2 protein-coding genes and 1 pseudogene are annotated in these 1,712 nt (G+C 38.8%); all 3 read right to left on the bottom strand.

All coding sequences use genetic code 11. The features are described from left to right. Positions 1–236 (bottom strand): hypothetical protein (locus AB0H28_RS30025; protein ID WP_358047506.1); only part of this gene is annotated, 236 nt, incomplete at its 3' end. 43 nt (positions 237–279) lie between these two features. Next, positions 280–966: an IS6 family transposase gene (locus AB0H28_RS30020; protein WP_358047503.1), complete on the bottom strand. Its 687-nt coding sequence runs from the start codon at positions 964–966 to the stop codon at positions 280–282. 32 nt (positions 967–998) lie between these two features. Continuing rightward, positions 999–1,712: pseudogene (locus AB0H28_RS30015) on the bottom strand (hypothetical protein); the annotation flags it as partial.

Genomic DNA, 1,712 nt, shown 5'->3' with positions numbered 1-1,712 from the left:
ATTACAGGAATAATTCTAGTTAGCGGACCAGATAAACCATTAATTATCAACTCTGTACTAAATAATGCAACAGCTGTTACATCTAATTTATAATCAATAAGATATTGACCTGTAGTTGTAACAGTAAATATAGTATTTGTTCCATCAACTGTTATACCACCATTAAGAATTTGACTATCAGGAAAAGGAAGTGGAGTTCCACCTAGAACTACATTTATTAATGGGTTCCCTTGCAAAGTTTTTAAATAGACAAAACAAGCCTCGTTTGGTATGTAGAATTTATGCAGTTTTGAATAGTTTCTGTAATTCGTTATACGTCGAAAAACCAAAGTTCGGTTGCGAACTTTGGTTTTGTTTATATATAGCATGAATCGTTTCGATTCCTTTGCTTGTACGTGAAGCATGACGAAGGTTTTGAAATCCTGCGGATTTAGCAAAACGTCGCTTGATATGTCTATGGTCCTGTTCGATGAGATTATTGAAATGCTTAACAGTGCAATGTTTCGTATGCACATAAAAGCCATTATGTTTCAGTTTTTTGAACGCACAAAGTAAGGCAGGAGCCTTGTCTGTTGTGAGAACCGTTGGTTCTCCAAAAGCTTTCACTAACCTTTTCATAAACATATAGGCCGCTTGATGATCTCGCTTTTTGCGAAGTTGAATATCCAATGTGTGACCTTCCTTATCAATCGCACGATACAGATAACGCCACTTTCCCTTGACTTTGATATAGGTTTCATCTAAATGCCATACGGAATGTGCTGATTTATTTTTCTTCTTCCACATTTGATAAATAATATTTCCGTATTCATGAACCCAACGCATAATCGTTGTAGGATGAACTGAAACACCACGCTCTCTCAAAAGTTCAGATACATCGCGATAGCTTAAAGAAAAACGACAATAGTAGCCGACGGCTACCAAGATAATGTCTCTCTCGAATTGTTTTCCTTTAAAATATCCCATATGTTATGCTCCTCATCTCATTTTTCTACAGTCTAGCTCAGCTCCAAAAACTTTGCAACAGAACCCATTTCTCCTTCTATATACCCATCCGCTCCTTCATCTGCCTTGGCAAAATATCTCCTTAATTTATCCCAACTGCTTTCATTCCAACCAAGTGTTAATCCCTTTCCTTGAAAATAGTACGTTTTGTTATCATGAACGGTCGTATAATACGGGTTACCCCCTTTTCCATCGTTTCGAATTGGGATCGTGTCATGTACTTCTACCTGCTTGCCATCTGCCGTATGATACAGGAATTTTGTCCCTTGTTTTCTCCATCCGGTATGCATACGCCACTTCATCCCAATCTTCTCACGGTCCGCTGCGGCAACATCTGTTGGGGGTTTGGGAACTAACTGGTTTTCATTCTTATAGTCTCCACCTTGTAACTCACCAAAGTAATACGTATAGTTCTGGCCATTTTCTGGAATATTAACTTCTCCTTTTGCTACGGAACCCACTGGATAATTGTCTTTATTTCCTTTTGGATAAAAATACAGTTTGAACAATTTCCCCACTCTATCTGCGATCTTTGTTTTCCAGCCGACATTCATCTTTCCGGTGTTTTCAAAATGATACCAATACCCCTCGATTTTTGCCCAGCCTGTTGCCTCTTCTCCTTGTAAAATGCCGGTTTGATCTCCCGCTCGACCTACATAACGATACTCTCCCTCTGCATCTCTATACCAATAGCCGGGTTCTTTTTG

The organism is Micromonospora sp. NPDC050980 (assembly GCF_040653835.1).
Taxonomy (GTDB): domain Bacteria; phylum Actinomycetota; class Actinomycetes; order Mycobacteriales; family Micromonosporaceae; genus Micromonospora.
Note: the sequence above shows the minus strand (reverse complement) of the source record. Positions and strands in the feature narration are given on the sequence as shown.

Bases quoted from the DNA above. Each gene is read 5' to 3' on its own strand.
- AB0H28_RS30020 (WP_358047503.1), bottom strand. From the start codon at position 966: ATGGGATATTTTAAAGGAAAACAATTCGAGAGAGACATTATCTTGGTA.